The sequence below is a fragment of the uncultured Pseudacidovorax sp. genome (assembly GCF_913773995.1).
Classification (GTDB): Bacteria; Pseudomonadota; Gammaproteobacteria; order Burkholderiales; family Burkholderiaceae_C; genus Xenophilus.
Genome location: NZ_CAJYES010000071.1, coordinates 1 through 7,624, shown reverse-complemented (window position 1 = coordinate 7,624; position 7,624 = coordinate 1). Strand labels below are relative to the sequence as shown.

Annotated in this window: 9 protein-coding genes; 1 reads left to right on the top strand and 8 read right to left on the bottom strand. The window is 70.1% G+C overall.

Going from position 1 to position 7,624, the window contains the following annotated elements:
* Positions 1–605 (top strand): IclR family transcriptional regulator C-terminal domain-containing protein (locus QZ772_RS06250; protein WP_295524070.1); only part of this gene is annotated, 605 nt, incomplete at its 5' end.
* Positions 606–667: 62 nt separating this feature from the next.
* On the opposite strand, the gene QZ772_RS06245 is transcribed toward QZ772_RS06250, so the two are convergent.
* The 8 genes from QZ772_RS06245 to QZ772_RS06210 form a co-directional block, all read right to left on the bottom strand.
* A complete protein-coding gene (locus tag QZ772_RS06245; RefSeq protein ID WP_295524068.1) occupies positions 668–1,054 on the bottom strand; it encodes a type II toxin-antitoxin system VapC family toxin in 387 nt (128 codons plus the stop codon).
* Positions 1,054–1,266 carry an AbrB/MazE/SpoVT family DNA-binding domain-containing protein gene (locus QZ772_RS06240; protein WP_295524067.1) on the bottom strand — a complete coding sequence of 71 codons (213 nt, stop codon included), beginning with the start codon at positions 1,264–1,266 and terminating at the stop codon, positions 1,054–1,056. Before QZ772_RS06240 ends, QZ772_RS06245 begins: the two co-directional genes overlap by 1 nt.
* A 145-nt stretch (positions 1,267–1,411) precedes the next feature.
* Positions 1,412–2,428 (bottom strand): DnaJ C-terminal domain-containing protein, encoded by a 1,017-nt coding sequence (locus tag QZ772_RS06235; RefSeq protein ID WP_295524065.1) that lies wholly within the window; start codon positions 2,426–2,428, stop codon positions 1,412–1,414.
* A gap of 208 nt (positions 2,429–2,636) precedes the next feature.
* A complete protein-coding gene (locus QZ772_RS06230; RefSeq protein WP_295524063.1) occupies positions 2,637–4,226 on the bottom strand; it encodes a diguanylate cyclase in 1,590 nt (529 codons plus the stop codon).
* Positions 4,227–4,336: 110 nt separating this feature from the next.
* Positions 4,337–4,984, bottom strand: a complete 648-nt coding sequence (locus QZ772_RS06225; protein ID WP_295524061.1) for a histidine phosphatase family protein — start codon at positions 4,982–4,984, stop codon at positions 4,337–4,339.
* 51 nt (positions 4,985–5,035) lie between these two features.
* On the bottom strand, positions 5,036–5,686 hold the full coding sequence (locus QZ772_RS06220) for a CDP-alcohol phosphatidyltransferase family protein (RefSeq protein WP_295524060.1): 651 nt from the start codon (positions 5,684–5,686) through the stop codon (positions 5,036–5,038).
* Positions 5,687–5,693: 7 nt separating this feature from the next.
* Positions 5,694–6,530 carry a glutamine amidotransferase gene (locus QZ772_RS06215; protein ID WP_295524058.1) on the bottom strand — a complete coding sequence of 279 codons (837 nt, stop codon included), beginning with the start codon at positions 6,528–6,530 and terminating at the stop codon, positions 5,694–5,696.
* 299 nt (positions 6,531–6,829) lie between these two features.
* On the bottom strand, positions 6,830–7,624 hold a 795-nt coding region (locus tag QZ772_RS06210; RefSeq protein ID WP_295524056.1), incomplete at its 5' end, for a DUF3482 domain-containing protein.

Sequence of the window (7,624 nt, the reverse complement as noted above, 5' to 3'; positions counted from 1 at the left end):
AGCACTACTTCCTGGGGTCGGCGGCCATCCAGATCGGCGTGGCGGCCATGCGGCAGGCCGATCCGCTTCGGCTGGCCGAGCCGGCGCTGCTGCAGCTGCGCGAGTCGCTCGAAGTGACCTGTTTCCTGGCGGTGATGGGCAACAAGGGCCCGACCATCGTGCGCTTCGAGGAGCCGGGCCTGCCCATCACGGTGAATGTGCGCGTCGGCTCGGTGCTGCCGCTGCTGTGGTCGGCCACCGGCCGTGCCTTCCTCGGCTGGCTGGGCGACGAAGCGAGAGTGCGTGCGCTGGCCGAAGCGGAGCTGGCACAGGCCGATGCGCGGCAGCGCGCTTCGCTCGCGCCCGAGCGTCCCATCGCGCAGCTGTGCGAGTCGGTGCGCGCGGCCGGCTGCGCCTGGGTGCGCGACACCAACCTGCCCGGCATCAGCGCCATCGCGGCGCCTTTGTTCGACCATGCCGGCCGGGTGCGGGCCGTGATCACGGCGCTGGGCGCCAGCGGCGGCTTCGACCCCGATCCGGACGGCGCGGTGGGGCGCGCGTTGCGCGAAGCGGCTGCCGCCGCCAGTCGGCATCTGGGACATGGAGGCCAGAGCGGCAGTGCCTGAGCGCCGCGCGGCATGCGGCTCTCGCGCCGCATAGTGATGTCACGCTTGCCGTGGGCAGGCCGTCACGCGGACTTCGGGAAGAACAGCACTTCCGGCAGGTTCTCGAAGTGGGCGTCGCAGGTCAGCAACTCCGCACCGACACGCCGGGCCGTGGCATAGACGACGGCGTCGGCGGTCGCCAGCTTGTATTCGCGATGCAGGTCCGCCGCGAGAACGGCGATGGCGGTGTCCAGGGGGACGACCATGCATTTCTGCGTGTATGCGATCACCTGGTTGGCTTCTTCCTCGCCGACTTCTCGCATCATCCATTTCGACAGCTCGAGCTGGACGATGGTGGGGACGACGCACTGCGCCTTCTCCGGGAATTGCTTGCCGACTTTCTTGCCCAACGCACTGCCGTCGAGCCATTCGATCCAGGCAGACGTATCGACGACGCGTTGCGCCGCCATCAGTAGCGGTCCTCCCGGTCCCGATAGCCGTCCTTGCGCGCTCCCTTGGCGATGCCGGCCAATTGCTCCAGCTCCGGCACGGGCATTACCAGCACGCCTTTGCCCTTCGGGATGAAGACGAACTCCTGCCCGGCCTTCCAGTGCTGTTCCTCCCGAACGGCCTTGGGAATGGAAATCTGGAACTTGCTGGACAACGTGGCGGTGGTGGCCATTTCCTACCCTCTCTTCATCGATAGTGAAAACGTAAGAATAAGCGGTCCTGGCTGGACGTGCCAGATCTGGCTTGGAACGGCGGGCACTCTTGCCCGGACCTCCGTCTCTGTGCGCGGGCGGTGGTGGGGCCCACAGCCGCCCGGATCAAGCCGCGGTGGCCGCGCCGCTGCGCGCACCCATGTCGCGGCGCGGGTCGAACCCGGCCGTCGCCTTGGCGAGCTGCTCGTATGCCGCCCTCGCGGCCGCACTGTCGGCGGGCGCCACCGCAATAGCCAGCACCAGATAGAGGTCGCCCCCGAGCCCGCGGCCCTTGAGCCGCAGCTTCATGCCCGCACGCGCCGCGGCCGGCACCTTGACCTGGCCGATGCCGCCGCCGGGCAGCGGTACCTCGACCTCCGCCCCTAGCGCGGCTTCGGAGGGTGTCACGGGCAGGTCCATCACCAGGTCACGCTCCTCGACGCGGTAGCGCGGATGCGGCGCGATGCGCACCTCCAGGTACAGATCGCCCGCCGGCTGGCCACCGGTCCCGGGCATCCCCTGGCCCGCCAGCCGGATCTGCTGCCCCGGCCTCACACCGCGCGGCAGGCGCACCTGCAGCGTGCGAGTGACTGGGCGGGGCCGCCCACCGGCGTCGATTTCCACGGCCTGCAGCTGGATCTCGCGCTCGCCGCCGGTCAGGGCGAATTCGAGCGGGACCTCGATGGCGGCATGCCGGTCCGCGCCTGCGGCGGCTTGCGCCCGTCGACCCATGCCCGAGCCCGCCGGCCCTGCGGATGCGGCGCCGAACAGGTCGGAAAAGAAGGCGCCCAGGTCCGGTGCCTCGTTCCCAGCGCCCGAGCCGCCGCTGCGGAAGAAGCTGAAACCATCCTCCCAGCCCGGTGGCGGCATGAATCCGTCGCTGCCGCCCATGCCGGCCCCACGGCGGATGCGCTCGGCCTGGGCGTCGTAGTCGGCCCGCTTCTCGGCGTCGCCAAGCACTTCATAGGCCTCGTTGATCTCGCGCATGCGGCTCTGCGCGTCGGCTTCCTTGCTGACGTCGGGGTGGTACTTGCGGGCCAGGCGGCGGTAGGCCTTGCGGATCTGATCGGCGGTGGCGTCACGGGCCACGCCCAGGGTGTCGTAGTGGTTCTTCGATGCGTCCATGGCGTTGCGTTGTTCCATGTCGGGGTTGCACAAGGCGGGCGCGAAGCCCAGCCCTGCGTCACCATGCGCCCGCGAACGCCTGCCGCCACGATGGAATCACGATGGTTCCGAGCGGGACGGCCACCGCTCGCACACGCCAGGTGATGAGATGTCTCAGAGGTGCGGCCCGGCCGCCGCAATTGCAAGGGCACCGGCCGCCGATGTCGGCGGCCGGGCTCACACCTTGTCAGTGCTCCCCGGCCTCGACGCGGTTGCGGCCCGAGGCCTTGGCCGCATACAGCCGCTGGTCGGCCACCTTCAGGACGGTGGCCACGTCGTCCGCACCACCGGACGCCGTCCCGGCCCAGTCGGCCACGCCCAGCGAAAGCGTGATCCGCCGGCCTTCGGGCATGGGTGCATCGGCAGCCCGCAGGCGCAGCGCCTCCGCCCGCACCACGGCCTCGGCCAGGGCGGTGCGCGGCAGGATGAGCGCGAACTCCTCGCCGCCGATGCGACAGGCGACCTCGCCGGGGCCGAGCCCTTCTTCGAGCAGGGCCGCCAGCCGCCGCAGGTGTTCGTCGCCCACGTCGTGGCCAAAGGCGTCGTTGATCCGCTTGAAGTAATCGATGTCCAGCATGACGAGGGAGAAGGGCGTGCCCCGCTCCGCCAGACGGTTCAAGCGCAGGTCGAACTGCCGTCGGTTGCCCAGCCCTGTCAGTGGATCGGTGACGGCATCCTTCTGAAGCCGGCGAAGGTTGCCGGTGAAGACGCCCAGTCCCAGCAGCATTGCACTCTTGATCTGGGTCGCCTCGAAATACCAGGCGGGAACGGCCCGCAGCCGCTCGTCCGTATCGCCGGCGCGGTAGTCGGTGGCGACCGCCGCCATGGCATTGAGGGGCTTGGCGATCTTCAGGGCGAAGGCCCAGGCGAGCACCAGTGCCACCGCACTCAAGGGCAGCGTCCATCCGAGGACCTTGCCCATCAGCGACCCGATGGGCGCCAGCGTCTGCGAGAGCGGTCGCTGGGCGACGATGCCCCAGCGGGTGCTCGGCACCACGGCGAAGCCGGCGACCATCTCGATGCCCTGGCTGTTGACGACCACCTGGCTCCCGGAGCGGCCCCGTGAAGCCCGTGCCGCTGCCGCGTTGCCGTTCGCGAGGTCTCCGATGCGGCGCCTGTCCGGGTGATAGAGGATGCGCCGCTGCGCGTCCACCACATACACGTACGAGCCGTCGTGGTAGTAGTGGTTGCCCAGCAGCTGGTTGAGCACGCTCTTCTGCGTCAGATAGATCGTGCCGGCCACCATGCCCAGCGGGCGGCCATCCTCGGCCAGGATGGGTTCCGAGACGTAGATCAGCAGATTGCCGGTCGGCGGCAGATAGGGCGCGCTGATGTGGGGACGCGCAGCGTCGAGGATGCGTCGCGTCGCGGGGTCAGCGAGGACGGTGCCCTGGGCCTGCAGGGACTCGGGCGCGGCCATCAGCACGCGCGCCTGCATATCCACGACCGCCACGGAGTTGAAGCTGTCGGTCTGCAGATGCAGGCGCCGGACCTCTTCCTTGATGAAGGCAGGGTCCTTCATGTGCCCGGACAGCGTCTCGGCCGAATAGGCAAGCTGTTGCTGCGCGCCGCGGAAAAAATCGTCGACGGTGCTGGCCAGCTTGTCGGCATAGGCGCGGTTGTAGTCCAGCGACTGTGCGACCAGCTGTTCGCGCTGCACACGGTAGCTCGCATAGACGGTCGCCAGCAGAGCGACCACGGCGCTCAAGGTGGTCAGCGCAATGATGAGGTGCCGGAGCTTGAGGAAGGCGCTCCAGGAAGAACGGTCAATGGTCATGGCATGGGGCTATGCGGCCTGCATGCGGGCGCGGGTCGCGAGGTCCGCGCCAGTCCTGCATGGGGAGGTCGCTGGTCAAGACAGCTCGGCGCGAACGCCGATCAGGCGGATCAGGCGATGGCGGCGACCGATCCGTCGGCGCGCATGAGGGCACGCGCCGTCCACTGTCCGTTCGCCTGGCGCTCGAAGCGCAACGGCTGCGCGTTGCCGAGCAGGGCGGCATCGACCGGCACCCGCAGCAGGGCCGCCAGTACATACAGGGTGCCACCGTGGGCCACGATGAGCACGGGGGCCGGCGCCTGCAGCGCAGCGTCGAGCGCGGCGCGCTTGCGCTCGACGAACTGCGCCAGGGTTTCGCCGCCCTCTGGCGAACAGGCCCAGTCGATCTCCGCAGAGGACGTGCCGATGAGGCAGCCGAAGTGCCGCTCGCGCAGCACCTCGCGCGCCACCGGCGTCAGCCCCAGGGGCGCGGCCACGGCGTGGGCGGTGTCGAAGGCTCGGCGGGCGTCGCTGCAGACGATGCTGCGGATGGGCTCCTGCGCCAGCAGCGTGGCGGCCAGCGCCGCCTGTTGCAGGCCGAGGTCCGACAGCGGCTCTTCATAAGACTGGAAGATGCGCAGCGCATTGCGCGGCGTCTGCCCGTGGCGCAGGAAGTAGAAATGGTCGACGGCGGGCGACAGGGGCTTGGCGGCTGCCAGCTGGATCAACTGGTCGATGCCCTTGGCATGCTGCGTCAGTTGAGGAGAGGGATGGGTCATGGATGGAAGGTCGGCGGCGGGCGCCGTCGCGGATGAACGGTGCAGGCGCAATCAGAATTTCGGAATGCGCAGCGTCTTGCTGATCATCAGTGTGCCCGAGAGGGCATACAGCAACGTGAACGCGTGCAGGGTCCAGGTGCCGATCTGCCATCCACCGCCCCACAGGGCATCCCCGAGCCGGCCTTGTGCTGCTGCCCAGGCAAGCAGCCCGACGAGCACCACGCTGGTCGGGATGGGCGTGCCTTCGAAATAGCGCACCTTGTCGCTCCCCTCCGACAGGGCTTCGGCCGTGACGTTGTAGCGGGCCAGGCGACTCACGCCGCAGCACACGAAATACAGCAGCACCACGGCGTCCCAGCCGCCGCGCAGGCCGGCCGCGAAGCCCAGCGCCGCAGGGGCCACGCCGAAGGAAATCACGTCGGCCAGCGAGTCCAGCTCGCGGCCCAGCGCGGAATGCGTCTGCCGCCAACGCGCGATGCGACCGTCGAAGATGTCGAGCACGAAGGCGGCGGGCGCCAGCACCGCTGCCGCGTAGAAATGCCGCACGTCACCGCTGGCCACGTAGGCCATGGCCAGGAGCACCAGGCCCACGCCGCAGGCAGCGTTGCCCAAGGTGAAGAAGTCGGCCAGATGGAAGCCGCGGATCATCGAGAAATGCCGGCGACGCGAAGAGGCGTCGACGGGGGAGGCGTGCAAGGACATGGCGCGTTCACTCCTGAAAGGGCTGGAAGACGGATGCACCGTAGCCGGTGAGCGATGCGGCCGATGTAGTCTCCCGTCCGGTCCCGCCTGCGGCGAGCTGCGCAAACCGGCCCAGCAGGCTGGCGGCTTCCGGCGTGGGCCGCACCTGCGCCGCAACCGCGTCGGGATCGTCGAGGTTGGGCGCCTGCGCCTGGACATAGCCGCGCATCGCCGCCGCATCGAACTCGGGATGGAACTGCACGCCCCACGCACATCTGCCGATGCGAAAGGCCTGGTGCGGCTCGTGCGCATTGGCGGCCAGGGGCACGGCGCCGGGCGGCAACTGCAGCGCGCTCTGGCGGTGAATGACCTGAACCGGAAACTGCTCGGGCAGACCGGCGAACAGCGGATCGTGCTGCGCCGCGGATGCCAGATGGAGCGCCACGGTGCCGATCTCCAACCCGCCGGGGTGGAAGTCGACGGTGCCGCCCATGGCATGGGCGAGCAGCTGATGGCCATAGCAGATGCCGAGCACCGGCACCTCGGCCTGCACGCAACGCGCCAGCCATTCGGCCGTGCGTTCGCTCCAGGGCGCGCGATGCGAGACCATTTCATGGGAGCCGGTGATGACGACCGCACGCAGCGTTTCTGGCTCGGGGAGGAGCGTGCCCTTGCGTGGATCGCAGACCTCGATAGCGCCGGCATCGGCACCGAGGCCGCGCGCGATCCAGTCGTCGAAGTCCCCTTGCTGACCGCGCAGCGCGTCGAGCGTGTTGCCGGTCTTGACAATCAGGATAGGCCGTGGCTCGACCGGGAGTAGGGGGAAAGGAGAGGGAGAGGCGATGGCGGCACCGGCGGAGGTCATCCGCCGATCATGCCGCAGTGCGCTGGATGGTGCGCCATTCGCCACATGGCCCGGCGTTGCGCCGAACCGTCGGCGCGACGCTCAGCGCAGGCCGAAGAAGGAGAGCACGGCAGCGATGACGACGACCAGACCGACGATGTAGATGATGGTGTTCACGGAGGAGCTCCTCGAATTGCGATGGAATCCAGTGTGGGCCGGCGGACCGGCCGTGCGCCGTCGGACGGCCCAGGGGCACGATGTAGGAAGCCCGTCCGCGTTGTGAGGGAATTCGGCCCGTCGAACCCACGGGATCGGGCGAGTCAGCCGCCGCCTGAGGCTTCGCCGGCCATGCGGTTCGCGGCCCGCGCCAGATGCGCCGCCACACGCGCCACAGCCTCATCGCGCGCAGACGACGCCACCCGCTCGCGCACGCCGCTCGGGCCCCACGCCGGATGGGCCCGCGCCACGCGCGTGGCCTGGACGGCAGCGCGCAAGGCCTCCGACCGTGCCGGCAGGGTGGCGCCGGCCGTGTCGATGGTTGCCATGCCCACGGCACCATGCCCGCGCGCTTCGAGCGCAGCCACCAGGGCCAACTGGCGTTCGGCCAGCACGTACAGCACGGCATCTTCCACGGTCAACGCTTGCTGTCCCCGCAGCCGCCCGGCCAGGCGCCGGCCCAGCGGGCCGAGCCCTTGGGCCAGTGCACCGCCGAGGGTGCCACCCAGCAGCGCCCCGGCCCCCAGAGACAGACCGCCCACCGCGAGGTCGGCCGCGGCGCCCAGCACCGCGCCGACCGCCGCGCCCTGGCCCAGGCGCAGCCCCGCCTGCCGCAGCAGCTCGGGGTTGAACAGGTCCATCCCTTCGAGGCCTTCCAGTTGCGGCAGCGGCGGCTCCGCGGCATCGCCGGGCCGGAAGCCGTACAGCCGCAGGAGCGCCGCGGTGCCGCTGCGCGCCTCGCCCTCCAGGGTGGCGCGCAGCGCCTGCACCTCGGCGGTGCGGCGCTGCGGGTCTGCCAGCTGTGCCGTGGGCACCAGCCGCTGCAAGGCCGCGCAGGCCACCAGGGTGCCAGCGACGGCCCGGCAGGCGCTGGCATGCCGGTCCGCGGCTTCTGCCAG

Coding starts and splice junctions, on each gene's coding strand:
- QZ772_RS06240 (WP_295524067.1), bottom strand. CDS start 1,266: ATGGCCACCACCGCCACGTTGTCCAGCAAGTTCCAGATTTCCATTCCC.
- QZ772_RS06220 (WP_295524060.1), bottom strand. CDS start 5,686: ATGTCCTTGCACGCCTCCCCCGTCGACGCCTCTTCGCGTCGCCGGCAT.
- QZ772_RS06215 (WP_295524058.1), bottom strand. CDS start 6,530: ATGACCTCCGCCGGTGCCGCCATCGCCTCTCCCTCTCCTTTCCCCCTA.
- QZ772_RS06225 (WP_295524061.1), bottom strand. CDS start 4,984: ATGACCCATCCCTCTCCTCAACTGACGCAGCATGCCAAGGGCATCGAC.
- QZ772_RS06230 (WP_295524063.1), bottom strand. CDS start 4,226: ATGACCATTGACCGTTCTTCCTGGAGCGCCTTCCTCAAGCTCCGGCAC.
- QZ772_RS06245 (WP_295524068.1), bottom strand. CDS start 1,054: ATGGCGGCGCAACGCGTCGTCGATACGTCTGCCTGGATCGAATGGCTC.
- QZ772_RS06235 (WP_295524065.1), bottom strand. CDS start 2,428: ATGGAACAACGCAACGCCATGGACGCATCGAAGAACCACTACGACACC.